This window comes from Lelliottia sp. RWM.1, from assembly GCF_016859735.1.
Lineage (GTDB): Bacteria > Pseudomonadota > Gammaproteobacteria > Enterobacterales > Enterobacteriaceae > Enterobacter.
Window position 1 is genome coordinate 131,226 of sequence record NZ_WLVC01000004.1, and the last position, 26,582, is coordinate 157,807.

The following is a 26,582-nucleotide window of genomic DNA, read 5'->3' on the forward strand; positions in this document are numbered from 1 at the left end:
GTCGCGTTTTCCCTTATTTTTGTACTACGATATTTTCCTGCGAAGGATCAACATGCTGCAATTGCAGCTTTTCCGTTGCGATCCGTTCAACCCGGCTGTGATCGCCGAGCGCGTTTTCTTCAAGAATCAGATTTCGCCATTCGATATCCAGTGCATCGCGTTCCAGTACCATCTGCTCGCGTTGCGCAGTTAATAAACGTGTATGGTGGGCTGTTGTTACCACCGTTACGGCCGTCACAATGATGCAAATGAACAAGCAGAGTGGCAGTTTCCCAAACCGCAAAAGATCGTCGCCGATCACGCCAGGCAAAGCATGGCGCTCGTTGCTTCCTAACGATCCTTTAACTTTGCTTAGGGTCTCTGTCACTCTGCTGATCATGCGTTCGTCCTCTCTGCGATTCGCAGCACTGAACTACGGGCACGTGGATTCTCTGCCACCTCTTCTTCACCCGGCATCAACTTGCCTAATGCTCGCAATTGACGGCCGCCCAGCTTCCTGAGTTGTTCTTCCGTCATCGGTAACCCCGCTGGCACTTGTGGACCGCGGCTTTGCTCACGCATAAAGCGCTTCACAATACGGTCTTCCAGCGAATGGAAACTGATAATGGATAACCGCCCACCAGGGGCCAGCACGCCGAGCGAGCTTTTTAGCGCCAGCTCTATTTCCTCCAGTTCACTGTTTACCCAGATGCGAACCGCCTGGAAGGTACGGGTCGCGGGATGTTTGTGTTTATCCTTCACCGGCATTGCCGTAGCAATCACCTCTGCCAACTCTTTCGTGCGTGTCATCGGTTCGATGCGGTTACGCTCAACGATGCCGCGCGCAATACGTTTTCCAAAACGCTCTTCACCAAAGGTTTTTATCACCCAGGCGATATCCGCTTCATCAGCGGTTTGCAGCCACTCGGCAGCAGACTGACCCCGGGTAGGGTCCATGCGCATATCCAGTGGGCCGTCGCGCATAAAGGAAAAACCACGTTCTGCGTCATCAAGTTGTGGTGAAGATACGCCAAGATCGAGAAGAATCCCGTCGATCTTACCCGTCAGGCCACGCTCAGCAACATAATCGGCGAGCGCAGAAAAGGGGCCATGCACGATGGAAAAGCGAGGGTCATTGATGGTTTGCGCAACGGCAATCGCCTGCGGATCGCGGTCAATTGCCAGCAAGCGTCCTTCCTCGCCCAGTTGAGAGAGAATCAAACGCGAGTGACCACCACGGCCAAAGGTTCCGTCAATGTAGATGCCGTCTGGACGAATATTCAGGCCGTTAACGGCCTCATCCAGCAACACCGTTGTATGTTTATAATTTTCCATCATATTTATAGAGACAAGTCCTGCAGCCGTTCCGACAATGTTGCGGAATCAGACTGCTCAGCGTCGATATCTTCCTTGACCTGTTGATACCAGGTCGTTTCATCCCACAGTTCAAACTTGTTGAACTGCCCGACCAGCATCACTTCTTTTGTCAGACCGGCATGCTGCCGCAACACAGGCGCTATCAGTAAACGCCCTGCGTTATCCATCTGACACTCACTGGCATGTCCCAATAACAGCCGCTGCACACGGCGTTCTTGCGGGTTCATGCTCGACAGTCGCGACAGCTTTTGCTCAATAATTTCCCATTCAGGTAAGGGGTAAAGCAGCAGGCAGGGGTGGTTGATGTCAATGGTGCAAACCATTTGACCTGAAGCGTTCTCGATCAGCTGATCGCGGTATCGGGTTGGAACCGATAAACGCCCTTTGCTGTCAAGATTGACTAACGTTGCTCCACGGAACATGCCAGCCTCACCCCTCCTCACCACTTTAACCCACAAATTCCCACATAAAGGAGTTTACGGAGCGAGGGAAAAGCTTGTCAAGCCAGGACTATCGCTATATCGGCCCGAAAGGCGTCTATTTAGGGATATAACCCGACCTGATTAATAACTGCACAACTGGCGAGGCAAAATTAACGTTATGAATATTTGTAAGAAAAAAACAGAATATGCACACTAGCGTTAAGGGCCACTCAATATCATCGCAGGGAAATATAAAGTGTCAGTTTGCGACGCGGGCGGCATTTTAAGACATATTGTCTGGTGATAACAGCGTCAGATTCATCATAACGGCACGTGGAACCGCAGCAGAGCAGCACAGGCTGGTCGGTGGACAGAAAAAACGGCTGATTATTCATCGGCCGGACAGTCTTTGTAACAAAACAATACAAAACAACGAATGAGAAAGGGCTAAATGCGCTTTTAAAGACAATTTAAAAGCCCAAATCAATTAAGAAAAATAGCAGGCTATGATTCCTAAGGAATTATCCTAAATTTTATCCGGGAATTACGATTCTGAATTATTCCACAAAAAAAGGGGCAGTTTTCACTCCCCTTTCTCTATTTCATTAATGGCGACTCAGAATTCCGCGACGATAAAGATTACGTTTGATGCGGGTTAACCCCGGTTTAGGCTTACGCGGCTCATCAAGGCTTGCCAGAACAATTTCCAATACACGTTCTGCTACATCGCGATGGCGCTGGGCAACGGCAAGAACCGGACACTGGAGGAAGTCCAGCAGTTCATTATCACCGAAGGTTGCAATCGCCAGATCGGATGGCAATTTCCCGTCGCGGCGTAATGTCACATCCATAACCCCTTGCAGCAGCGCAAAAGAGGTCGTGAACAATGCCTGCGGCATAGGGTGCGTTTCCAGCCATTTTTCGAACAACTGCGCTGCGGCTTCGCGCTCGTAGCTATTGGCATAGAGATAGTGCACTTCACGTGGATCATCTTTCCAGGCGGTCCGGAATCCTTGCTCACGCAGGAAACTCACAGAAAGCTCCGGTAGGGCTCCCAAATAGAGCACCGTTTCTGCCGGAAACGTTCTCAACTCTGCCGCCAGCATTTCAGCATCATCCTGGTCTGCACCCACAACACTGGTGAAGTGCTCTCTGTCCAACGCTCGGTCCAGTGCAACGATGGGGAACGGATCATTTGCCCAGCGTTGATAAAACGGGTGTTCAGGCGGTAACGAGGTTGAAACGATGATCGCATCCACCTGCCGTTGAAGCAGATGTTCAATGCAACGCATCTCGTTATCTGGCTGATCTTCCGAACAGGCAATCAAAAGTTGATAACCGCGCTGGCGAGCCTGACGTTCGAGATAGTTAGCAATACGGGTGTAGCTGGTGTTTTCCAGATCGGGGATCACCAGGCCTATAGAGCGGGTTCGTCCGGCACGAAGGCCAGCAGCGACAGCATTCGGATGGTAGTTATGTTCACGCACCACTGCCATGACTTTCTCAACGGTCTTATCGCTGACACGGTATTGCTTTGCTTTACCGTTAATCACATAGCTTGCCGTAGTTCGTGACACGCCGGCTAGCCGGGCGATTTCATCCAGTTTCACAATTGCCCCTTAAAAAAAGAAAAGAGTCCATGGCCTTGTCAAGGTTATGGTTAAATCTTTTAACATGTAAACGCAGAATAGTCATCGCGGCAACCGCTTTTATCTGCATTGACTGCCCGTTACGCAAAAAAAAGCCCGGCTTTGGCGACCGGGCAGAAAGAGGCAAATTGTTTTGACATCTAACGCATGATTTTATCACCGCGGGAGAGCCCCACGATACCTGAGCGCGCAACCTCTACAATTTTCGCCACATCCCGGATGGATGCCAGGAATGCATCCAGCTTGTCGCTGGTTCCTGCGAGTTGCACAGTATATATAGAAGGCGTTACATCGATAATCTGCCCACGAAAAATATCCGTGTTCCGTTTGACTTCCTCACGTCCATACCCGCTAGCCTGAATCTTAACCAGCATGACTTCACGCTCGACATATGCGCCCTGCCCTAATTCGCTCACTCGCAGTACATCGACCAGTTTGTGCAACTGTTTTTCGATCTGCTCAAGCACTTTCGCATCGCCCACGGTCTGAATAGTCATGCGCGAAAGCGTCGGATCGTCCGTTGGGGCTACGGTCAGGCTTTCAATGTTGTAGCCGCGCTGTGCAAAAAGCCCAATGACACGTGACAACGCGCCTGACTCGTTTTCCAGTAATACAGATAATATCCGGCGCATATCAGGTTCTCTCCGTTTTGCTTAACCACATTTCGTCCATACCCCCTCCGCGAATGTGCATCGGATACACGTGCTCTGTACCGTCGACAATGACATCGACAAAAACGAGGCGGTTGTTCTTAACGTGCTCAAGTGCTTCACCGAGTTTTGCTTCCAGTTCAGTTGGGTCAGTCACACGCATGCCAACGTGGCCGTAAGCTTCAGCCAGGCGGACAAAATCGGGTAATGACGTCATATAAGACTGGGAATGGCGACCAGAGTAGATCATGTCCTGCCACTGCTTCACCATACCGAGATAGCCATTGTTCAGGTTCAACACCAGAACCGGAAGCTCATATTGCAGTGCCGTAGACAGTTCCTGGATATTCATCTGAATACTGCCATCACCCGTCACGCACACGACAGTTTCATTCGGTAAAGCCAGTTTTACGCCAAGTGCAGCAGGCAGGCCAAAACCCATAGTTCCCAGACCACCAGAATTGATCCAGTGACGAGGTTTATCAAACGGGTAATAAAGTGCAGCAAACATCTGATGCTGGCCCACATCGGACGTCACGTAGGCCTCGCCTTTGGTCAGACGCCAGATCGTTTCGATAACAGCCTGCGGTTTGATATTTTCGCTTTTCGTGTCGTATTTCAGACAATGACGCGCACGCCACTGTTCGATGTTCTGCCACCAGTCACGGATCTCATCCAGTGGCTGTGTGATCGTTTCTTGCCCCAACAGATCCAGCATTTGATCCAGCACCTGACGTGCATCACCAACAATCGGAATATCGGCTGGAACCGTTTTGGAAATCGATGTGGGATCAATATCGATATGCAACACCGTTGCGTTAGGACAGTATTTCGCCAGATTATTGGTGGTGCGATCGTCAAAACGTACCCCGACAGCAAAAATCACATCGGCGTTATGCATGGTCATATTGGCTTCATACGTCCCGTGCATCCCCAACATACCCAAAGCCTGACGATGTGTTGCCGGGAACGCCCCTAACCCCATCAGCGACGATGCAACAGGAAGATTGAGCTTTTCAACCAACTCACGCAGTTGCGTTTCACAAGCTGAGTTAACCGCCCCACCGCCTACGTAGACAACCGGTTTTTTGGCCGCCAGGAGTGTTTGCAGCGCTCGCTTAATCTGCCCTTTATGTCCCTGGGTCGTCGGGTTATAAGAGCGCATGCTCACCGATTCTGGCCAGGCATAAGGCAGTTTGTTTGCTGGGTTCAGAATATCTTTTGGCAGATCGACAACCACCGGGCCAGGACGGCCGCTTGCCGCCAGCCAGAAAGCTTTCTTAAGCACACCGGGAATGTCTTCCGTTTGTTTGACCAGGAAACTGTGCTTTACGACAGGACGCGAGATCCCCACCATGTCGCACTCCTGAAAAGCATCATAGCCAATCAGCGAGGTAGCAACTTGGCCGGAGAGAATGACCAGTGGGATCGAATCCATATACGCAGTGGCAATACCGGTGATGGCATTGGTTGCCCCAGGGCCAGACGTAACCAGTACAACGCCTACTTCACCCGTTGCTCGCGCCAGCCCATCAGCCATATGCACAGCCGCCTGTTCGTGACGTACCAGAACATGGTCAATGCCACCTACCGTATGTAGCGCATCATAAATATCAAGTACCGCGCCTCCGGGATAGCCGAACACTTGCTTCACGCCCTGATCAATAAGCGATCGGACGACCATTTCCGCGCCAGACAACATCTCCATGCTTTGCCTCCAGGCTTTTTGTTATAGACGGATGGCAGAATTCATTTCCGTTCCGTCTTCTGATCGGGATGTCCCAATCTTATATTTTGCAGAGTGACAGTTACCTTAACCGCTCGTTATGAGGCAGGCAATTAGCAAACGGAGGGCAGCAAATGGCAATGAAAGCAGAAACAACACGCATTGCGACTGGATATGGTGAATTCATCTGGAATAAGTGAACACGATGACAATTCATCGGTTAAAAGAGAGCGGATTCAGGAATTCATCTATTTTTGCGAGGTTCACAGCAAGCAGAAAAAAATCATACAGGACAAAATAACATGGAAATAAAAAAATGCAGGATAAATCGCAAGTTCAGGGACGATTTATCCCGATAAGCTTATCGCCGACAAACGCTGATGAGTAACTCTTCCATCCATTGATGGCCTTTATCCCTTCCAGCCGCTTCATGCCAGGAAAGATAACAGGTTCGGCTATTTAGCTTTAAAGGCAGAGGAAGAACTTGCAGATTTAACTGAGGGGCGAATTCTTCAGCCAGCCAGCGCGGTGCAATAGCGACCAGTTGAGTTTGTGAGACAATATTTAATACGCTCACCATTGCCATTCCCTGATAAGCAACACTCGCTTGTTTATCGATAGTGTCATACCACGGTTGGCTAAATGAAGCATATCGGTCGAGAGCAACAACCGCATGCTGTTCGTTATACACATCGCTTTCCCGCAATGGTCCATTCATACGTGGATGTTTTTTACTGGCCACTAAAACCATTTCATCCTTAAACAGCGGTACACATGAAAACTCTGGACGCCGAAACTCCTCATAACCCAGGACAAATTCTGTCTCCTGATAACGAAGTTGGTGTTCAGTGTTTTGATTTAGCGACGATTTAAATACCAGATGAATATTTGGCGCAATTTCTTCAACTCGATTGTAAATAATCGACGTCAAATAATTATCCAGCGGACTGCACACACAAAGATTGAACGCACGCTCACTCACCAACGGTTCAAAACCAGACCCAGGAAGCTCATTTTGAACTAGCTGAAGCGCCTGCCGGATGGCTCCGAACAGTTGAAATGCGCGGGCCGTGGGCTGAATGCCTCGTCCATAACGCACAAATAACTCGTCATTAAACATTACCTTAAGCCGGGCGACAGCGTTACTCACCGCGGGTTGCGACATCCCAAGTGTCTGTGCCGCTCGCGTGATATTTTGTTCCTGCATCACCGCATCAAACACGGTTAAAAGATTGAGATCAACCGTGCGCAACTGAGGTTTAACGCCATCATACACTCGGGCCTGTTTAATATTATTTTCTGGCATTCCTGATTCCACTGTCACACTAAACTCCCTTTATCAATGAGCAGTAATAACTTCGAAAAATATGATTTACCATGCATATACAACCTACGAAAGCGAATTATTTAAAATTCGGAATATATAAAGCCGTAATCAACGAGAAAACGACAAGCGCTTTACTGACAAAGAAGAGAGTTCTAAACATATAAAAAGCAATATGCGCGAGATCAAATCATAAATGATGTAAATAAACAATCACCTGTCAGGTTAATGATGGTTTAAGTATTATTAAACTATTAAAGCCAAAGCACGCGCAGTAGTTAACATTCCATTATCATAACATCCCATTTTTGGGCCTCCACATCATTCATCATAGTTATAATTTAATGATACTTAAAAGATTTACGATCACAGGGAGTAAAAATCATATTATGTTTAATTGATACAAATTATATTTAAATCATTCCGAAGATGAATGCCATTTCCAAAATTAGACAATTAGAATGGTCATAAAAGAAAAAACCAGCACAATAAGCTAAAGTTAATGGGTGCATCACGTCGGGGAATTGATGTCATTTTACCCCAAGGGGTTGACATGAATCACCGTATCCAGTACCACTAGATACATATCGTATTTATCTGGAGCATGATTCATGACTCGCAACATTCGTTCACTCGGTCTACTACTACTAAACGCATCCACTGTGCGCGGTAGACTGGCGGGCGAAATTCAGCATTGAATCGTCTTCAGTAAACAAGAAACCCGCGCCATTGCGCGGGTTTTTTTATGCTCGTAGCAAGGCGACCTAAGACAGACAAGGACCTAACCCATGAGCCAGCAAGTCATTATTTTCGATACGACCTTACGTGACGGTGAACAGGCATTACAGGCAAGCCTGAGTGTGAAAGAAAAACTGCAGATTGCACTGGCCCTCGAACGCATGGGCGTCGACGTGATGGAAGTGGGCTTCCCTGTCTCTTCACCGGGTGATTTTGAGTCGGTTCAAACCATCGCACGTCATGTCAAAAACAGCCGTGTATGTGGCCTGGCCCGTTGTGTTGAGAAAGATATTGATGTCGCAGCCGAATCGCTGAAAGTCGCGGAAGCATTCCGTATTCATACCTTTATCGCCACCTCGCCGATGCACATTGCGACCAAGTTGCGCAGCACGCTGGATGAGGTTATCGAACGTGCAGTTTATATGGTTAAACGCGCACGCAACCACACCGATGATGTTGAATTCTCTTGTGAAGATGCCGGCAGAACGCCAATTGAAGACCTGGCTCGTGTGGTTGAAGCGGCCATCAATGCCGGCGCGCGCACCATCAACATTCCGGACACCGTCGGCTACACCATGCCGTTCGAATTCGCCAACATCATCACCGGTCTGTATGACCGCGTTCCAAATATTGATAAAGCCATCATCTCCGTTCATACCCATGATGATTTGGGCCTGGCCGTCGGCAACGCCATTGCCGCCGTTCATGCCGGTGCACGCCAGGTTGAAGGCGCGATGAACGGTATCGGTGAGCGCGCAGGTAACTGTTCGCTGGAAGAAGTGATCATGGCCATCAAAGTGCGCCGGGACATCATGAACGTGCACACTCAGATTAATCACAACGAAATCTGGCGCACCAGCCAGACCGTCAGCCAGATTTGCAACATGCCGGTTCCGGCGAATAAAGCGATTGTCGGTACTGGTGCATTTGCGCACTCCTCAGGTATTCACCAGGACGGCGTCCTGAAAAACCGCGAAAACTACGAAATCATGACGCCAGAGTCCATTGGCCTGAACCAGGTGCAACTGAACCTGACGTCACGTTCCGGCCGCGCTGCGGTGAAACATCGCATGGAAGAGATGGGCTACAAAGAAAGCGACTACAACATGGATCACCTGTACGACGCTTTCCTGAAGCTGGCCGACAAGAAAGGCCAGGTCTTCGACTACGATCTGGAAGCGCTGGCATTCATAAACAAACAGCAGGAAGAACCTGAACACTTCCGTCTGGACTACTTCAGTGTACAGTCTGGCTCCAGCGACATTGCCATCGCCTCCGTCAAACTGGCCTGTGGCGATGAAGTTAAAGCGGAAGCCGCTAACGGCAACGGCCCGGTTGATGCGATTTATCAGGCAATCAACCGCGTCACCAGCTATGACGTGGAACTGGTCAAATATGATCTGACTGCCAAAGGCCAGGGTAAAAACGCACTGGGTCAGGTGGATATCGTGGTCAATTACAACGGTCGCCGCTTCCATGGCGTCGGCCTGGCGACCGATATCGTTGAATCTTCTGCCAAAGCAATGGTGCATGTCCTGAACAACATCTGGCGCGCCGCCGAAGTCGAAAAAGAATTGCAACGCAAAGCTCAGAATAAAGAGAACAAAAAGGAAACCGTGTAATGTCGAAGAATTACCATATTGCTGTGTTACCGGGCGACGGTATTGGTCCGGAAGTGATGGCACAGGCGCTGAAAGTACTGGAAGCCGTTCGCACGCGTTTTGCGATGAAAATTAGCACCAGCCACCATGACGTGGGTGGGATCGCTATCGATAATCACGGGACGCCATTGCCAAAAGCAACCGTCGAAGGCTGTGAAAATGCCGATGCTGTCCTGTTTGGCTCCGTGGGTGGTCCGAAATGGGAGCATCTGCCCCCCGCTGAACAACCTGAGCGTGGCGCACTGCTGCCATTGCGTAAGCATTTCAAATTGTTCAGCAACCTGCGTCCAGCGAAGCTGTACCAGGGGCTGGAAGAGTTCTGCCCACTGCGTGCGGACATCGCCGCGAATGGCTTCGATATCCTGTGCGTGCGTGAGCTGACCGGGGGGATCTATTTTGGTCAGCCTAAAGGCCGTGAAGGCAGCGGTCAGCATGAGAAAGCTTTTGATACCGAGGTGTATCACCGTTTTGAAATCGAACGTATCGCCCATATCGCCTTTGAATCCGCGCGTAAACGCCGCCGTAAAGTGACGTCGATTGATAAAGCGAACGTTCTGCAGTCCTCTATTTTATGGCGTGAGATCGTCAGCGAAGTCGCAAAAGGGTATCCGGACGTCGAGCTGGCACACATGTATATCGACAACGCGACTATGCAGTTGATCAAAGATCCTTCTCAGTTCGATGTTCTGCTGTGCTCCAACCTGTTTGGCGACATCCTGTCAGATGAATGCGCGATGATCACCGGTTCCATGGGCATGCTGCCTTCCGCAAGCCTGAATGAAGAAGGGTTTGGTCTGTACGAACCTGCAGGCGGTTCCGCACCGGATATCGCAGGCAAAAACATCGCAAACCCGATTGCCCAAATCCTGTCCCTGGCCCTGCTGCTGCGCTACAGCCTGGATGCGAACGATGCCGCCACCGCCATCGAAAATGCCATCAACCGTGCGTTAGAAGAAGGTATCCGTACCGGGGATTTAGCCCGCGGCGCGGCAGCAGTCAGTACCGATGAAATGGGCGATATCATTGCCCGCTATGTCGCTGAAGGGGTGTAATCATGGCGAAGACGTTATACGAAAAATTGTTTGATGCGCACGTTGTGTATGAAGCGCCAAACGAAACCCCGTTGCTGTACATCGACCGTCATCTGGTCCACGAAGTGACCTCTCCACAAGCCTTTGACGGCCTGCGTGCGCACAAACGTCCGGTTCGTCAACCGGGCAAAACCTTCGCCACCATGGATCACAACGTCTCCACCCAGACCAAAGATATCAATGCGTCAGGTGAAATGGCGCGTATCCAGATGCAGGAGCTGATTAAGAACTGCAACGAGTTTGGCGTAGAGTTGTATGACCTGAATCACCCGTATCAAGGCATCGTCCACGTTATGGGGCCAGAGCAAGGTATCACGCTGCCGGGCATGACCATCGTCTGTGGTGACTCTCATACCGCCACACACGGTGCGTTTGGTGCACTGGCCTTTGGTATTGGCACATCTGAAGTTGAACACGTTCTGGCGACACAGACCCTGAAACAGGGCCGCGCCAAAACCATGAAAATTGAAGTGAAGGGCAAAGCCGCGCCAGGCATCACTGCAAAAGACATCGTACTGGCGATCATCGGTAAAACCGGCAGTGCAGGCGGTACAGGTCACGTCGTTGAATTTTGCGGCGAAGCCATCCAGGCGCTGAGCATGGAAGGCCGTATGACCCTGTGCAACATGGCCATTGAGATGGGTGCAAAAGCCGGGCTGGTTGCGCCAGACGAAACCACTTTCAACTATGTGAAAGGCCGCCTGCATGCGCCGAAAGGCAAGAGTTTTGATGATGCGGTCAACTACTGGACAACGCTGAAAACTGACGACGGTGCAGCTTTTGATACCGTTGTGACCTTGCAGGCAGAAGAGATTGCGCCACAGGTCACCTGGGGAACAAACCCAGGCCAGGTCATTTCCGTCAACGACAACGTGCCTGATCCGGCCTCCTTCGCCGATCCAGTCGAACGTGCCAGCGCAGAAAAAGCGTTAGCCTACATGGGGCTGAAACCTGGTGTACCACTGACAGATGTCACCATTGATAAAGTCTTTATCGGATCCTGCACCAACTCCCGTATTGAAGATTTGCGTGCCGCAGCTGAGATCGCCAAAGGACGTAAAGTCGCGCCGGGCGTGCAAGCGCTGGTTGTACCGGGTTCTGGCCCGGTGAAAGCACAGGCGGAAGCAGAAGGTCTGGACAAAATCTTTATTGAAGCCGGTTTCGAATGGCGTTTGCCGGGTTGCTCCATGTGTCTGGCGATGAACAATGACCGTCTGAACCCAGGCGAACGTTGTGCCTCTACCAGCAACCGTAACTTTGAAGGCCGTCAGGGTCGTGGTGGACGTACCCACCTGGTCAGCCCGGCGATGGCCGCTGCTGCTGCCGTCACCGGCCATTTTGCCGATATTCGCAGCCTGAAATAAGGAGACAATCATGGCAGAGAAATTTACCCAACATACAGGCCTGGTTGTCCCACTGGATGCAGCCAACGTTGATACTGACGCGATCATTCCCAAGCAATTTTTGCAGAAAGTCACCCGCACGGGGTTTGGCGCGCATCTGTTTAATGACTGGCGTTTCCTCGATGATCAGGGGCAACAGCCTAACCCTGAATTTGTGCTGAACTTCCCGCAATTTAAGGGTGCGTCGATTTTACTGGCGCGGGAAAACTTTGGCTGTGGCTCATCGCGCGAGCATGCTCCGTGGGCACTGACAGACTACGGTTTCAAAGTGGTGATCGCGCCGAGTTTCGCCGATATCTTCTACGGCAACAGCTTCAACAACCAGTTGCTGCCTGTGACGCTGAGCGATGATCAGGTCGACGAATTGTTCAACCTGGTGCAGGCGAATCCGGGGATGTCGTTTGAAGTGGATCTGGAAGGGCAAGTCGTAAAAGCCGGGGATAAAACCTACAGCTTTACGATTGATGCTTTCCGCCGCCATTGCATGATCAATGGCCTGGACAGCATTGGTTTAACCCTGCAACACGACGATGCGATTGCCGCTTACGAAAATAAACAGCCTGCGTTTATGGGCTAAAAAAAGGGCCTGCGTCATGCAGGCCCTTTTTTATCGGTTAGTCATGTTTCAGCGTGTTCTCTGCGACAGGCAAGTAACGCAGTGAGAAGTACAACCGATCCTTACCGCAGGAAGATGATTGTCTCAGAGCTTTCGCGATGGCGTCCGCAGGCTGAGGCACAGCACTGAATGTCTTACCAGGACGAACGCTAAAGATTTCATAGACGATCCCACTGGTAGGCGTATCGCCCTGACAACCAGAACTCGCCGCCAGATAAAGATCCCGAACGGCATCACTCAGTGTCCCAACGCCCCGCCCATCCTGCACCCAGACGTTAATGCCACGGACATGGATCTCTGCCAGCATCTGGCTATAGCTCTCTGGCGTCATATTCCCGGCAAAGAAGCTACTGATATAGACCGGTTTATTCTCCACCGCAGTGAGCTGTTTACGGGTATTCTCCAGCCAGCTAAACAGTAACTCGCGGGCATGTGTATTGCGCCAGTTATGGTCGTCAATTTCAGCACTGATGTACCAGCCATCAGGCTGAAACGCCATCTGATCGCGCCAGCGTTTCGCCTGAGCGATATCCGCCACACGCAGTCGACCCAGGTAGTGTTCCAGCGCGGCTGCGGGTTGTTTCTGACGGTCAAAAAACGCAGGGTCTGCGTTCAACCCGAGCACGACTTTCAGCCCGGCCGCACGTGCGTGCTCTGCACGCTGGCGTAACAGAAAACGACCATTTTCATCAGCAAAAGCATCGCCGTACTGCGTCCATTGCAGCACCAGCGTATCAAACCCCTGCTGGCGCAACGTCTGCATCAGAGACGTCCACTGGACCTCTGTTACGCTGTTATCTCTCAGCTGTGGCTGCCAAAACACCCCTTTCATCGCACAGGCCAGAGGACTTACCAACAGCAGAAGCAGCACAATTTGACATCGTTTAAACATTACCAATGAACTCCCACGGTGAGGAAAGCGTTATTACGTTCCCCAACATTCTGGTTAATCGATTTAAAGGTGTGCTGGTATTCCAGTCCAAGACTGACTTTATGCGGCCAGGCGTCGTAATGTGTCTGCCCGGTCCAGATGTTCCAGCGAACACCGACACCACCTAACTGACTTCCCACCGTATAGTCATCACGATAACCGTTGAGCTGAACATGCGCATAGGGCTCAACCGTCTGCCCTTGCGCAACTTTCTGATGCCAGCTGGTACGGTAATCCACCGTCCAGGCCTGCGTATCCTGGCGAACGTACTGTGCGCCATCAAGATAGAGGTTCTGCGCAAACCAGCCTGGTCCGTTCGGATGCCACTCGTCGCTGTATCGCCCGTTGTTAAAGAACGACGCGCTTACGCGTAGCATCGCATCGGCCTCACCGTGGTGGTGATCAAGGGGAACTTGCTGTTCTGCGGCAAAAAACAGCGTGTAATCGTGCAACGGTTTCCAGCGGATCCCCGTTCCCAGCATCGGCTGTTTGACGGGCAGCACCACATTGCTTCCACTGGTATCGGCAAACAGACGGCTATACACCGACAACATATCGCCTTCCAGCAACATATTACGGCCAATACGATACTCAGCCTCCATCTGGCCATAGCTACGGTAGCTTTTACCCATAGCAACGTTCCCCGGTATCGTACTCGCGGAGTTCATTGCACCGGAACGCAGACCTATTGTGGAATCAAAACTGAAGCTCCAACGGCGGGCAATGTCCTCATGCAGGCGGCGAACGTTAAACCTCTCCTGGTTTTGCGCCGGCGTCAGCGGGCTGATCTGCGCATTGGCATCAATATCATCGACCACCATACGGGCATACTGTTGGGTCTGCGGAATATCGGCCAGACGCTCATTCACATACATCAGTTGACGCACCAGTTGCGGATCATCAGGCGTGGACTTGAGCGCAGTTTCGAGCATATCCCGCGACGAAGCATAGTCGCCGTTGCTCCACAGGGCATAGCCAAGCGCCGCCTGCGCGTCGCTGTTAGCGGGTTCGATCGACAAAGCCTGCCGCAAATCGTCAACAGCCGTTTGCGTTTTACCCTGCTCGCGATACAGCGCGGCTCTGGCAAGCAGCGCCTTCACCGTTGGCTGGATCGCAATCGCATGGCTAAGATCGCTGATGGCGTTTTCAGGCTGCGAAGGCAGGAAACGCTGGGCATGTAACCACCACCAGGCCTCGGTATTGTCGAGTCCACGGCGCTGGGCTTCATCAAGCCATTTGTCGCGGTTTGCCGTATCCCCTGCCGCATGGGCCGTGGTGGCTGCCGCCATCACATCTTCATTCTTCATGTCCGCCAGACTCAGCGCTTTCCAGGCACGCATGGCGACAGGATAGTCCTCAACAGCGTAGGCCTGATAAGCCACGGCGCGATGCTGCCAGGCATCTGGCTGACGTTTTTCCGCCTGCTGGAGCGCGTGCAGCGCCATACCAGGATTGTCGTGCTGGTAGCACCCGGCAAGGCTGCGCCATGTCGCAGCATTATAATTAGCCGACATATCCCCAAACAGCCGACGTGTCGTCTCGCAATCCTGATTAACCCCAGGTAACTGACTTTGTGCCTGGCGCAAAGATGCCGTAGCCAGCGGCGCGGACAGCCGCGCACGCTGCGCGGCTGTCATCAGCTCAGGATAGGTCTGCAGTAATCCCGCCAGACGTTCGATCAGCTGTCCAGCTGCATGAGATTGTCCACCAAAAGGATAACGCTGGAGCAAAAGTACCGCCGCATCACGGGACTGGTTGGCCTGCATCAGCAGCCATGTCAGTTGATCAAGTTGCTTAAGATTACCGGGATCGCGCTGGTACATCTGGCGTGCTAAGCGAATACTTTCCGCCGTATCCTGGTTCGAGGTACTCAGAGCAAATCGCTCTTCCAGCATGTCATTGGCCGGAAACTGTGGGGAATACTGGCGAAGCAGTTGATACGGATCGTTTCCGAAGCGGGAAATCAGGTACAGCCAGCGTTTTTCCTGGGCGGCATCCTGGAAGTGAGGCTTATTCTCCCTGAGGTAACGCTGCAACGCCGCGCGATCACCCCGCGTGGCCAGCGTACCGGCATAATCCAGTTGATGCTGGGCATCGCTAAACACACCTTGCGATTGCAGAGCCAACAGGCGATCGTCAAGTTTCCCGGCGAGCAGTACGTCAAACCACTGTTTTTTCTCGGCATCACTCAACCGGTTTTGCTGCTGTTTACGGGTAAAAATGTCATCAGCCGCTGGCCAGACTTTGAGGTAAATCGCCCGCTGTATAATCGCGTCTTCCAGCTCACGTCCTTCGCCAGAAGCGGCAAAAGCGGTATCGTTCAACTGCGCTCTGGCAACTGCCAGCTGTTCCAGTTTCAATGCATTTTGGCCCGTCTCAGCCCGACAACGCGCAGTAGGTGCGGCATCACAGCTTTTTTGCTGTGCAAGCAGTTGCTCAATCGTCGTCACCGGGGTGGTAATAACCGGGATCTCTTCCAGCCGCTGCACCAGGCGTTTATCGCCTGGATAGCGTTTCAGTTGCGCTGTCAGCACCTGACGGGCTTGCTCATCATGCCCGAAATGGCGATAGGCATCAGCCAGGTACAGCGTCAATGGCACATTGTCAGGAAGTTGCTGATGGATGTAGCGGAACTCTTTGAGCGCAGTCTGTTCATCCTGACTCTTTTGCGCTCGTACTGCCTTTTCCAGATGCGGATAAATCATAAAGTGTCGATAATCACTCAGCCCCAGTGCGGTGGCTGAAGTCTCTGTGATCTGGCTTTCCGCCAGCACCGGGCTACTGAGCAGTGCAGCAACCAGTACCGTTAATAATCGCGGTGCAATGCGGATTTCATGTTCCCTGTTCATGCCTGTTCCTGCTCCAGTTCATCCAGTTGCGACTCATTAATTCCGGCGCGTAACAACAGCTCGCGCATGGATACCTGAAGTTCTTTTTGTAATTCAAGAACATGATCAAGCATCTCTTGCGTAATGACGCCTTCTGACACCAGGAATTCCCCCAGTGGCATATCGCTTCGCTCATGACGCAACAACAGCACCGACATTGCGGAGTGGTTGATATGTCCGAGCGTCGTCAACACTTCAGCGAAGAGCAGTTGTCGAGGAACGAAGTATTGCCAGATGTCATCAGCCTGTGATGGTGTGAGCCAGCCTTTTGTCACCGCTGAGCGGAGCATCTCCCGGTCATCCCGATTGCGATAACGTGCATACCAGTAGCGCAAGCCAGTAACCACCTGACCACGTGGCACAATGACATAATTCACCTGATGCCCAACTTTACGCTCCAGCGCCGCCAGCGATACCGGGTCGATCCCATCCTCACTGGCAACCGTCAGCAGATTACCGTCAACGCGCAGGGGTAATACGGCATATCGCAAGGCAACCGAAGCAGGGATTATAGCGATGAGCGACTTATCAATCTCCCACGCATCAATGGATTCGGTTTTAACACCATTTTGCTCCGCCAGCGCGGCAGCAAGCTGTTCCGCCGTAATCATTCCCTGCATCAACAGCGATCCGCCCAGACGTAAACCCAAAATACGGTTTGTCAGCGCATCTTCGAGCTGTTCTTCGGTAATCACCTTCTGCTCAATCAGAATTTGCCCTAATGGACGCAGTGCGCGGTTTTCGCCCGTCACGCTTGGGAAATCATGGGTGGTTTTATCCCATGCCACGCGGCGCGGATCCCCATGCTGAATCACCTGGCGCAGGGCACGCCAGTTGGCCATGAAGTTGATCAGGTTGCCCCAGAACAAACGCAACACGGACAGCAAACCTTGCGTAAGGCCATAATAGGCTGTCACAAAAATCACGCGCTGGAGAATTCGGTTAGCCATGAGACCGAAGTTAATCCAGAGCAGCGTCACTAACCAGGGCCCACCCGTGAAAATAGAGAGGAACTGCCAGGCATCTGGCCACAACCGCTGGTAAATCAGCAGCATCACCAGCTGGATCATAATGATCATGGCAAAGAAGCTCAGGAAGTTACTGATCGCTCCTTTCCGATCTCGCCACAGGAAGTAGTTAAGCGTAGGGCTATCAGCCCAGCGGTGGGTTTTAAATCCCTGGAAAACGATGCCGATGATCCAGCGTGATTTCTGGCGCATGGCGGTCGTAAAGGTATCCGGAAAATATTCCCGCACACAAATCACGGACGACCAACGGACGTTCTGTAAAAACCGGCGTGGACGTTTGGCTTCCTGAGAAGGGTCCACCACCGGGAAACGTACAAAGATTTCCGTCATCCCTTTGGCCTTCAGACGGAAGCCAATGTCGTAATCTTCGGTAAGACTCTGTACATCAAAAGCAATACCATCACCATCAGCCAGCAGTGCCATTACCGCACGACGGCTAAAACATGTCCCTACACCTGCACTGGGAACTTGACCAGCGATGGCCTCACGCACCGGTACATCTTTACCGTGGAGTTCGGCGAATTCATCGATATAGGACATGCTGGTAAAATGCGTCCAGCTACGTTCAAACGGATAGACAGGGATTTGGATAAGATCTTTTCTGTCGACCAGATAGTTAAACAAACGCAGCTCCATCGGCGAAATAACATCTTCCGCATCATGCAAAATAAAGCCGGCAAAGGTGAAATTCGCGCTGCGTTCAAACTGGGTAATGGCGTCGAGAATATTATTCAGGCAATCCGCTTTACTGGTGGGGCCAGGCCGGGCACACACGACTTTGTGCACATTCGGAAAACGGGCGCAGACTTCATCCACATCTCGCTGAGTATCTGGATCGTTTGGATAAGTACCCACGAAGATATGGTAATTCTCGTAGTCCAGCGTCATTGCCGCCAGTTCAGCCATATTGCCAATCACACCGGTTTCATTCCATGCTGGAACCATAATCGCCAGCGGTTTTTCATCGGGCTTATACAGCTCGCGATAATCCATGCGCGGGTGGCGACGATATACCGTTAATAGCCTGAAAAGGCGACGACACCAGTAGACAATATCGATGAATAAATCATCTAAGCCACTGATTAACATCATTATGGCAAGCGTAATTGCAACAAATTTAAGACCATAAAGATAGGCGGAAAAAATATCCACGAACGAATTCATCGTGTTTACCGATTATAATTTGTTAATGAGTGGCAAAATAGCAACATAAATGAAGGCTAAACTGCGGTTTTTTAAAGAAATTCATAGGCAGCAGAGATGACTTTTCACTGGCATATCCATCGCCGTCTGGGGTGTGTCCGTAGACCATAATAGCGTACTCTTGCAGGTGTGCCAGCAACAGTTTTCACCGTCAGTCCGTTGAACAGTAAGGTAAAAATATCAATAATGGGGCGATATTTTACATCACAAAAATAGTATTTTATTGATCTCAGAAGTGCAACAAGCGATTAATTAAAGCGGCTCAATTCTGTGTGCCATACACACTTAGGCTGTTTCTCATGTATCTATTTCATAACACCCGAGAAAATGACGGAAACAATATGCTTCCGTCAGCCAGGCTATATTCAAAAAACGTGTCTATCACACATCTTTGACACGGCAGGTCAGCAGCAGTGTGACAACGGATATCACCGCAATCACCCAATACACCGCCGAATGACCGTAGCTTTGGGACAATGCTCCCTGAATAACCCCCGCCAGAATAACGCCCGTTGAGATGCTGTTGGTAAAGAGCGTGGTTGCAGAACCCGCTCTTCCGGGCATCAGATCCTGGAACCAGAGCATGCCGATCCCGGCGACGATACCAATGAAGACCGCATTGAACAGTTGCAGCACCAGTAACGCCTCACGTGAGTGGAAGAAAATTAACCCGAGATAGAACACTACACCTGCGGCGACGGCAATCACCATCATCGGGCGTTTTCCAAAACGTTTGACGTAGTAACCCGCCAGAATCATCGCCGGGATCTCAAGCCCGGCAGCCGTTCCCATCAATATCCCAGCAATTTTGTCCGGAAGCCCCAGATCGCTGCTGATCCACAGCGGCATATCAATGATGTACATGGTGTTGCAGGTCCACATCAGCGTAGAGGCGATAAACAACATGCGAACGTTTTTATCTTTCCAGCCGCTCACCTGAGTTATCGGCTTATCTGCTGTCTGTTCCACCCGCGCCACCGAGGGTAACACGAAGGCAATCAGCGCCAGACTGATGGCAAAAATCCCCGCCGCAATGGAGAACATCATGGTGAAGCCATAATTCAACGCCAGCATAAACGCCAGCGGCGGGCCAATAACCCATGCCAGTGAGAGTTGCGCACGCATTACCGAACTGAACATCACCACTTCACGCGCAGAATTATCGGCGTATTCACGGGCCAGCGCGAAAAGCTGCGGCATTGCGGTATTCGCCAACGAGGCGAGCAACACGCCGCAGGTAAGAAGCGTCAGGTAATGGCGGTTGAAAGCAAACAGCAACGCATTTCCTACCGCCATCGCGCAGCAAAACAGAATCAGCTTACGGCGATCCCCACGGCTATCCGATCGTTTCGCCAGCCCAAGGCTGACCAGGATCCCGGCAATCGCGTTGATGGTGTAAAACAGGCCAACCCAGAAAGGTTGCGCACCGACTTCACGGCTGAGGAACAGGCTGAGCGTCGGAGCCTGTAATGCCCCAGCCACGCCCATCATAAAGGCCACCAGCATAAAAGCGGCATAGACGCCGTTCAGGCGTCGCCCCATTGTCATCAACCAGAGCATGCGCAAATCCTTATGAAGAAAGCGATTCAAAAGTGGGTGGAATAATAAACGAAAAAAGCCAGCAAAAACATTTTGCTGGCGGGTGATTAGCACCAATACTCAGTCACACATGATCGAGGCGAGTTAGCGAGAAGAGGTCGGTTTCGTAACATCCCACTGCATCAGATCCTCCAACATTTTCAGCCGCTGTTCTGCGCACCGGCGGGCCAGCCAGGACACTCCCTTTGTCGCTGAAAAATACTGCTGATAAAACTGACGTGCGGTAGACCTCTTCATAATTTACCTCCTCGCTTCATCGGGAAGAATTATTGGCTTAATATAGGGATTAATAAATTGCTGATTTTTTGTCAGGAGTTCCCCTTTTATGCCGTCCGGTCGTCTGCAACAACAATTTATCCGCCTTTGGCAGTGCTGTGAGGGGCAATCACAGGACACCACGCTAAACGAGCTGGCCGAACTGCTGAACTGTTCCCGCCGACATATGCGTACATTGCTCAACACCATGCAGCAGCAGGGCTGGCTGAACTGGGAAGCCGAAGCGGGGCGCGGCAAACGCTCGCATCTGACCTTCCTCTATACCGGGCTGGCGCTTCAGCAACAACGAGCAGAGGATCTGCTGGAGCAGGACAGAATCGATCAACTGGTGCAACTGGTTGGCGACAAGGCGGCTGTACGCCAGATGCTGGTGTCTCATCTTGGCCGCAGCTTTCGCCAGGGACGCCACATCCTGCGGGTGCTCTACTACCGTCCGATGAAAAATCTGTTGCCTGGTACGGCATTACGCCGCTCTGAAACGCACATGGCTCGCCAGATCTTCAGCGGGCTGACGCGCATAAATGAGGAAAACGGGGAACTGGAAGCGGATATTGCGCACCACTGGCAACAACTTACCCCACTCCACTGGCGCTTTTTTCTTCGTCCAGGCATCCATTTCCACCATGGCCGTGAACTGGAAATGAGCGATGTCATTGCCTCGCTTGAGCGTGCCCGCAAACTGCCGCTTTATTCCCACATTTTACATATTCACTCACCTACAGCCTGGACGCTGGATATTGAGTTATCCCAACCCGATAAATGGCTGCCCTGGCTGCTGGGCTATGTGCCATCCATGATCTTGCCGGCCGAATGGGGGTCTCTGAATAATTTCGCCAGCCTGCCGATTGGCACAGGGCCATACTCGGTATCACGCAACAATAATAACCAGTTGAAGATCCGGGCGTTCGATGACTATTTTGGCTACCGGGCGCTGATCGACGAAGTGAACGTCTGGGTGCTACCGGACATCAGCGAAGAACTCAGCGTTGGTCTGACAATAGAAGGCCCCACAACAGGGGAAAAAGCCGTAGAGAGCCGCCTTGAAGAGGGCTGCTACTATCTGCTGTTTGATGCCCGGACCCATCGCGGTGCAAACGTGGATGTTCGCCGATGGGTGAGCCACATTCTGGCTCCTGCAAACCTGATTTACCATGCCGAAGAGCAGTACCAGACTTACTGGTTCCCGGCCTATGGATTACTTCCCCGCTGGCATCATGCTCGCCCGATTAGCAGTGAAAAACCCGCTGGGCTGGAATCCATCACCCTCAGTTACTACCGCGAGCACGTCGAGCACCGCTTCATAGCCAGAATCATGAGCAAACTGCTGGCGGCTGAAGGCGTCAAGCTGGAGATCCAGGAAGTCGACTATGATGAATGGCATCGCGGTGACATCATCAGCGATATCTGGCTGAACAGCGCCAACTTCACCCTGCCGCTTGATTTCTCGCTGTTTTCGCATCTGTATGAAGTTCCGCTGATCCAGCACTGCATCGATCGCGACTGGCAGCAGGATGCCGCGCAGTGGCGCGCAGGCGAGATGAATCTGGCGTCCTGGTGTCAGCAGTTACTTGCCGGACAGGCAATTGTGCCACTCATTCACCACTGGCTGATGATCCAGGGCCAGCGAAGTATGCGTGGTTTGCGCATGAACACCCTGGGCTGGTTTGACTTCAAATCGGCCTGGTTTGCGCCACCAGAACCATAATACTTTCGTAATTTTCACCAAATCATTACAATACCGCCGTTCTCAACGGGGTGCTGCATCACTGCTGATGTGCGCTGAGATAATACCCGTCGAACCTGATCCGGATAACGCCGGCGAAGGGATTTGAGGCTGTCGCTCAAAATCCTTTGCCACTCAACTCTGAGGTGCAAAGTGTTAAAAAAAGTTCTTCCCCTGCTGGTGCTTTTCGCACTGCCTGCTGTCGCAAAACCCGTCCTGACGGTCTACACCTATGACTCTTTCTCTGCCGACTGGGGTCCTGGCCCGGTGGTCAAAAAAGCCTTCGAAGCGGACTGCAACTGCGAGCTGAAGTTCGTGGCGCTGGAAGATGGTGTCTCCTTGCTCAACCGTCTGCGGATGGAAGGAAAAAACAGCAAAGCCGATGTCGTCCTCGGCCTGGATAACAACCTGCTTGATGCCGCCTCACAAACCAAACTGTTTGCCAAAAGCGGCGTAGCAACCGATGCCGTCAGCGTTCCTGGCGGCTGGAAAAACGATACCTTCGTGCCTTTCGACTATGGCTATTTTGCGTTTGTGTATGACAAAAACAAACTGAAAAACCCACCGAAAAGCCTGAAAGAGCTGGTTGAAAGCGATCAAAAATGGCGCGTGATTTATGAAGATCCGCGTACCAGCACACCGGGGCTTGGTCTGCTGCTGTGGATGCAAAAAGTGTATGGCGATAAAGCACCGGAAGCCTGGCAGAAGCTGGCGGCCAAAACCGTCACCGTCACGAAAGGCTGGAGCGAAGCCTATGGTTTGTTCCTGAAAGGAGAAAGTGACCTGGTGCTGAGCTACACCACCTCCCCGGCCTATCACATTATTGCTGAGAAGAAAGACCACTACGCTGCCGCCAATTTTGCTGAAGGACACTACCTGCAGGTAGAAGTCGCTGCGCGTACCACCGCCAGCAAACAGCCTGAACTGGCCGAAAAGTTCCTGAAGTTTATGGTTTCTCCTGCGTTCCAGAATGCGATCCCAACGGGCAACTGGATGTATCCGGTGACCAATGTGACGCTGCCTGCCGGTTTTGATCAACTGACCAAACCGCAAACCTCACTGGAATTTACACCGCAGCAGGTTGCTGCGCAGCGTGCTGCATGGGTAAGTGAATGGCAACGCGCCGTCAGCCGTTAATCCCCGGCTGGTTAGTCCCTGGGCTGCTCGCCGCCATCCTGATGGTGGCGGTCAGCCTGGGTGCATTCCTTGCGTTGTGGTTAAACGCGCCAGAGCGCGATCTTGTCTCCCTCTGGCATGATAGCTATCTCTGGCATGTCATCCGTTTTTCCTTCTGGCAGGCTTTTCTCTCCGCATTGCTGTCCGTCGTTCCGGCGATCTTTCTGGCTCGCGCGCTCTACCGACGACATTTTCCTGGCCGACAGGCATTGTTGCGTCTGTGTGCCATGACGTTGATCCTTCCTGTGCTCGTCGCGGTGTTCGGTATTTTGAGTGTTTACGGGCGTCAGGGCTGGCTGGCCTCACTGTTCAGCCTTCTCGGACTGGAGTGGACCTTTTCGCCCTACGGTCTGAAAGGCATCCTGCTGGCACACATCTTTTTCAATATGCCGATGGCAACACGGCTCTTTTTGCAGGCGCTGGAAAATATCCCCGGTGAACAGCGCCAGCTCGCAGCACAGCTCGGAATGCGCGGCTGGCCGTTCTTTCGTTTTGTCGAATGGCCCTGGCTGCGGCGACAAATCCCCCCCGTCGCTGCACTTATTTTTATGCTCTGCTTTGCCAGTTTTGCGACAGTCCTCTCGCTCGGCGGCGGCCCCCAGGCAACCACCATTGAGCTGGCAATCTATCAGGCACTGAGCTACGACTACGATCCAGGACGGGCCGCATTGCTGGCCATGGTGCAAATGGTCTGTTGTCTGGGGCTGGTGCTACTGAGCCAGCGCTTAAGTAAAGCGATTCCTCCGGGCAGTAATCAAATAGCAGGCTGGCGCGATCCGCAGGATTGTCTGTACAGCCGCATTACCGATACCGCCTTGATTACGCTGGCATTATTGCTCCTGCTGCCGCCACTGATGGCGGTTGTTGCCGATGGTCTGAACCTGAACATGTTGTCCGTATTATGGCAACCTGTGCTCTGGCAAGCCCTGTGGACCTCTCTGCGCATTGCGCTGGCTGCCGGGGTGTTATGCGTAATACTGACCATGATGCTGTTATGGAGCAGCCGTGAGCTTTACGCCCGCCAGGCCAGCAAGGCCGGGCAGGCGCTTGAGTTGACGGGCATGTTGATTCTGGCGATGCCCGGTATTGTGCTGGCGACAGGCTTCTTTTTACTGTTCAACACCACCATTGGGCTGCCGGAAAGGGCTGATGGTATTGTGATTTTCACCAATGCGCTAATGGCTATCCCCTACGCGCTTAAAGTGCTGGAAAACCCCATGCGCGATGTGAACAGTCGTTACAGCGTGCTGTGCCAATCGCTGGGGATGCGCGGCTGGCGACGGTTAAAAGTCGTGGAACTGCGCGCGTTAAAACGCCCGCTGGCTCAGGCTCTGGCATTTGCCAGCGTCTTGTCGATTGGTGATTTTGGCGTGGTTGCGCTTTTTGGTAACGACGATTTCCGCACGTTACCCTTCTGGCTCTATCAGCAAATTGGCTCTTACCGCAGCCAGGATGGCGCCGTAACGGCATTGCTGCTGCTCTTACTGTGCTTCGCCTTATTTACCGTTATCGAAAAACTTCCGGGGCGTGATGTTAAAACTGATTGATGTGACCTGGCTTTACCAGCATCTGCCGATGCGTTTTACGCTGTCCGTTCAGCAGGGTGAAATGATTGCTGTCCTCGGCCCGAGTGGTGCGGGGAAAAGCACCTTGCTGAACCTGATAGCCGGTTTCCTCCCGCCTGCCAGCGGCACAATTATGATTGAAGGCCGGGAACATACTCGCACGCCGCCCGCCAGGCGTCCGGTATCAATGCTGTTTCAGGAAAACAACCTGTTTACCCACCTGACAGTCCGGCAAAACATCGCGCTGGGAATGGATCCAGGGCTGAAACTCAACGCCGCGCAACAGCAGAAACTGGATATCATCGCAGCGCAAATGGGGATCACCGCATTTATTGACCGTCTGCCTGGCGCGCTTTCAGGCGGACAACGTCAGCGCGTGGCACTGGCACGATGTCTGGTTCGCGAGCAGCCAGTATTACTGCTCGACGAGCCATTTTCCGCTCTCGATCCTGCTCTGCGCCAGGAGATGCTTTCTCTGGTAAAAGAGGTCTGCCAGCGCCAGCAACTCACCATGCTGATGGTTTCCCACAGCATTGAAGATGCCGCCCGGATTGCGCCTCGTTCGGTAGTCATTGCGGATGGACGTATTGCCTGGGATGGTGAGACGGAGGCACTGCTAAGCGGCACCGCGGATGCATCTTCCCTGTTGGGGATCCGCGCGAACTGATGCCCTCAAAGCAGAACAGAGGGCTCGTCAGTTATCGGCTTACCACTTTCAATAAAATCGCAGAATAGACCGGCATCAACGGGTGACGAATAAGCGCCACCAGTGCGACCACTGCAATACCCAACATTAGCGGTGCAAGCCAGAGTAAACGTGAGCGAGGCAGAAAATGCGTCAGGCGATCCACTGCCGCTTTATCACTGCGCCACAGTCGCCAGCACAACCATACCGCCAGCCACAGCAGCACTACCGTCGCCAGCAACAGCCATTTAAAATGGCCGCTTTGCATATCGGCAGGAATATCAATGGCGGCCCCGGCCAGAATCCCCGGCAAGAAATAGAAAGGCGGCCAGAACACACAGCCAATGATGTTGGGCAGGATAAATTTCGATACGGGAAGATCCAGCATCCCGGCGACCATCGGCACTAACGGGCGTGTTGGCCCCACAAACCGACCGACCAGAATGGTGAACATGCTGTGCTGATGAAGAGCGTGCTCGGTTTTATCCAGCAGCGCTTTATTCTTTTTCATGAATGACCAGCGGTGCAGCGGTCTCTTAAAACGCCAGCCCAGCCAGAAAGAGATCCAGTCCCCCAGCAAACAACCGATAATACCGGCCAGCCACGCCTGCCAGAAATTTACCTCGCCGCTACCAATAAGCGCGCCGAGGCCCGCCATCATAACCGTGCCGGGTAGAATCAGCCCAACCAGCGCCAGCGACTCAAGAAACGCCACCAGCGCAACCGCGATCAGCGAATACATAACGGACTGAGTAATAAAATGTTCCAGCAATACCTGCATAACTATTCCGGTCAGAAAACGAAGCAGGGATTCTGCAAAGAGGTCCCTGGCACGTCAAGACAACAATTGTCTAAATAGTTTACTGGCTGTG

At 52.1% G+C, this 26,582-nt stretch carries 22 protein-coding genes and 1 riboswitch; of the genes, 9 read left to right on the top strand and 13 right to left on the bottom strand.

The window, feature by feature from the left end; translation table 11 throughout:
• Positions 1 to 13 precede the first annotated feature (13 nt).
• The 7 genes from ftsL to leuO all read right to left on the bottom strand — a co-directional run bounded on the left by ftsL (position 14) and on the right by leuO (position 7,109).
• Complete coding sequence (ftsL, locus tag GF617_RS05210; RefSeq protein ID WP_014068894.1) at positions 14 to 379, bottom strand: cell division protein FtsL; 366 nt, start codon at positions 377 to 379, stop codon at positions 14 to 16.
• Positions 376 to 1,317 (bottom strand): 16S rRNA (cytosine(1402)-N(4))-methyltransferase RsmH, encoded by a 942-nt coding sequence (rsmH, locus tag GF617_RS05215; protein ID WP_203451233.1) that lies wholly within the window; start codon positions 1,315 to 1,317, stop codon positions 376 to 378. Before rsmH ends, ftsL begins: the two co-directional genes overlap by 4 nt.
• Before the next feature lie 2 nt (positions 1,318 to 1,319).
• The gene (gene mraZ / locus GF617_RS05220) at positions 1,320 to 1,778 is read right to left on the bottom strand and encodes a division/cell wall cluster transcriptional repressor MraZ (protein ID WP_181622243.1); all 459 of its coding nucleotides are present in this window, start codon (positions 1,776 to 1,778) and stop codon (positions 1,320 to 1,322) included.
• A gap of 605 nt (positions 1,779 to 2,383) precedes the next feature.
• Positions 2,384 to 3,388: a catabolite repressor/activator gene (gene cra / locus GF617_RS05225; RefSeq protein WP_013095565.1), complete on the bottom strand. Its 1,005-nt coding sequence runs from the start codon at positions 3,386 to 3,388 to the stop codon at positions 2,384 to 2,386.
• A gap of 179 nt (positions 3,389 to 3,567) precedes the next feature.
• Entirely contained in the window at positions 3,568 to 4,059 is a 492-nt protein-coding gene (ilvN, locus tag GF617_RS05230) for an acetolactate synthase small subunit (protein ID WP_181622242.1), read from the bottom strand.
• Between the two features lies 1 nt (position 4,060).
• Entirely contained in the window at positions 4,061 to 5,785 is a 1,725-nt protein-coding gene (gene ilvI / locus GF617_RS05235) for an acetolactate synthase 3 large subunit (RefSeq protein WP_203451234.1), read from the bottom strand.
• Positions 5,786 to 6,164: 379 nt separating this feature from the next.
• On the bottom strand, positions 6,165 to 7,109 hold the full coding sequence (gene leuO, locus GF617_RS05240; protein WP_181623688.1) for a transcriptional regulator LeuO: 945 nt from the start codon (positions 7,107 to 7,109) through the stop codon (positions 6,165 to 6,167).
• 629 nt (positions 7,110 to 7,738) lie between these two features.
• Between leuO and leuL the strand changes: the two genes are divergently transcribed.
• The 5 genes from leuL to leuD all read left to right on the top strand — a co-directional run bounded on the left by leuL (position 7,739) and on the right by leuD (position 12,597).
• Positions 7,739 to 7,825, top strand: coding sequence for a leu operon leader peptide (gene leuL, locus GF617_RS27490; RefSeq protein WP_181623687.1), 87 nt, complete (start codon positions 7,739 to 7,741; stop codon positions 7,823 to 7,825).
• A gap of 90 nt (positions 7,826 to 7,915) precedes the next feature.
• Positions 7,916 to 9,487, top strand: coding sequence for a 2-isopropylmalate synthase (gene leuA, locus GF617_RS05250; RefSeq protein WP_203451235.1), 1,572 nt, complete (start codon positions 7,916 to 7,918; stop codon positions 9,485 to 9,487).
• Positions 9,487 to 10,578, top strand: a complete 1,092-nt coding sequence (gene leuB, locus GF617_RS05255; protein WP_181622239.1) for a 3-isopropylmalate dehydrogenase — start codon at positions 9,487 to 9,489, stop codon at positions 10,576 to 10,578. The genes leuA and leuB overlap by 1 nt, the downstream gene beginning before the upstream one ends.
• A 2-nt stretch (positions 10,579 to 10,580) precedes the next feature.
• A complete protein-coding gene (gene leuC / locus GF617_RS05260; protein WP_203451236.1) occupies positions 10,581 to 11,981 on the top strand; it encodes a 3-isopropylmalate dehydratase large subunit in 1,401 nt (466 codons plus the stop codon).
• 10 nt (positions 11,982 to 11,991) lie between these two features.
• Positions 11,992 to 12,597, top strand: coding sequence for a 3-isopropylmalate dehydratase small subunit (gene leuD, locus GF617_RS05265; protein WP_203451237.1), 606 nt, complete (start codon positions 11,992 to 11,994; stop codon positions 12,595 to 12,597).
• 37 nt (positions 12,598 to 12,634) lie between these two features.
• Here the strand turns inward: leuD and GF617_RS05270 are convergent, their stop codons facing one another.
• The 5 genes from GF617_RS05270 to sgrT all read right to left on the bottom strand — a co-directional run bounded on the left by GF617_RS05270 (position 12,635) and on the right by sgrT (position 20,522).
• Positions 12,635 to 13,528: a DUF4434 family protein gene (locus GF617_RS05270; protein ID WP_203451238.1), complete on the bottom strand. Its 894-nt coding sequence runs from the start codon at positions 13,526 to 13,528 to the stop codon at positions 12,635 to 12,637.
• A complete protein-coding gene (locus GF617_RS05275; protein WP_203451239.1) occupies positions 13,528 to 16,416 on the bottom strand; it encodes a tetratricopeptide repeat protein in 2,889 nt (962 codons plus the stop codon). The genes GF617_RS05270 and GF617_RS05275 overlap by 1 nt, the downstream gene beginning before the upstream one ends.
• Positions 16,413 to 18,647, bottom strand: a complete 2,235-nt coding sequence (gene nrfB, locus GF617_RS05280; protein WP_203451240.1) for a cyclic di-3',5'-guanylate-activated glycosyltransferase NrfB — start codon at positions 18,645 to 18,647, stop codon at positions 16,413 to 16,415. The genes GF617_RS05275 and nrfB overlap by 4 nt, the downstream gene beginning before the upstream one ends.
• A 420-nt stretch (positions 18,648 to 19,067) precedes the next feature.
• Positions 19,068 to 20,246 carry a sugar efflux transporter gene (locus tag GF617_RS05285; RefSeq protein WP_203451241.1) on the bottom strand — a complete coding sequence of 393 codons (1,179 nt, stop codon included), beginning with the start codon at positions 20,244 to 20,246 and terminating at the stop codon, positions 19,068 to 19,070.
• Between the two features lie 123 nt (positions 20,247 to 20,369).
• Complete coding sequence (gene sgrT, locus GF617_RS05290) at positions 20,370 to 20,522, bottom strand: glucose uptake inhibitor SgrT (RefSeq protein ID WP_181622232.1); 153 nt, start codon at positions 20,520 to 20,522, stop codon at positions 20,370 to 20,372.
• Positions 20,523 to 20,610: 88 nt separating this feature from the next.
• Between sgrT and sgrR the strand changes: the two genes are divergently transcribed.
• From sgrR to thiQ, 4 genes are all read left to right on the top strand, one after another.
• Positions 20,611 to 22,266, top strand: coding sequence for an HTH-type transcriptional regulator SgrR (gene sgrR / locus GF617_RS05295; RefSeq protein ID WP_181622231.1), 1,656 nt, complete (start codon positions 20,611 to 20,613; stop codon positions 22,264 to 22,266).
• A gap of 36 nt (positions 22,267 to 22,302) precedes the next feature.
• Positions 22,303 to 22,406, top strand: a riboswitch (TPP riboswitch).
• Between the two features lie 31 nt (positions 22,407 to 22,437).
• A complete protein-coding gene (gene thiB, locus GF617_RS05300; protein ID WP_181622230.1) occupies positions 22,438 to 23,421 on the top strand; it encodes a thiamine ABC transporter substrate binding subunit in 984 nt (327 codons plus the stop codon).
• Positions 23,397 to 25,007, top strand: a complete 1,611-nt coding sequence (gene thiP / locus GF617_RS05305; RefSeq protein ID WP_181622229.1) for a thiamine/thiamine pyrophosphate ABC transporter permease ThiP — start codon at positions 23,397 to 23,399, stop codon at positions 25,005 to 25,007. The genes thiB and thiP overlap by 25 nt, the downstream gene beginning before the upstream one ends.
• Positions 24,991 to 25,692, top strand: coding sequence for a thiamine ABC transporter ATP-binding protein ThiQ (gene thiQ / locus GF617_RS05310; RefSeq protein ID WP_181622228.1), 702 nt, complete (start codon positions 24,991 to 24,993; stop codon positions 25,690 to 25,692). The genes thiP and thiQ overlap by 17 nt, the downstream gene beginning before the upstream one ends.
• Before the next feature lie 31 nt (positions 25,693 to 25,723).
• Here thiQ and GF617_RS05315 read toward each other — a convergent pair whose 3' ends face one another.
• A complete protein-coding gene (locus GF617_RS05315; RefSeq protein ID WP_203451242.1) occupies positions 25,724 to 26,491 on the bottom strand; it encodes a DedA family protein in 768 nt (255 codons plus the stop codon).
• Positions 26,492 to 26,582 lie beyond the last annotated feature (91 nt).